The following is a 441-nucleotide window of genomic DNA, read 5'->3' as shown; positions in this document are numbered from 1 at the left end:
GCGCTCTCCACCAGCGGGCGCACGCTCCAGTAGTCGGGTTCGGGATACTGCTGACGGATATCGCTGCTATTATCGCGCCCACGGGCGGCCGGATCGAAGATGTAGTCATACCAGCTTAATGCATCGCTGTACTCCTCCTCCTGGCTCAGACGCCACGCCACCAGGTACGGCATATAGAAGAACAGCTCCCAGAAGTAGAGGCCGTTCGCACCGCTAAAGTCCATGGGGACAGCGGTATCGTTGGTCATACCGGGTTCGAGGGTTAACTGGGTGTCCCAGTTCAGCAGCGCCTGAATGCTGGCGCTGGCCTTGTTAATGAGTTCTTTGGCAAAAAGGGTGTTGAGACGGACTGGGGAAATATCTGTCCCGTCGCTGAATTTACTGTCAGTGAAGTTAAGGTAAACCGCCGTTCCCAGCGTGTCATCAATGTTAATAGAAATA

General features: G+C 54.6%; 1 protein-coding gene. It reads right to left on the bottom strand.

Going from position 1 to position 441, the window contains the following annotated elements; all coding sequences use genetic code 11:
• Positions 1–441 (bottom strand): hypothetical protein (locus tag FN633_RS14630; RefSeq protein ID WP_154058955.1); only part of this gene is annotated, 441 nt, incomplete at both ends.

Origin of the sequence: Pseudescherichia vulneris (assembly GCF_902164725.1) — a bacterium.
In the GTDB taxonomy this organism is placed as follows: Bacteria; Pseudomonadota; Gammaproteobacteria; order Enterobacterales; family Enterobacteriaceae; genus Pseudescherichia; species Pseudescherichia vulneris.
This window is presented reverse-complemented; position numbering and strand designations above follow the sequence as displayed.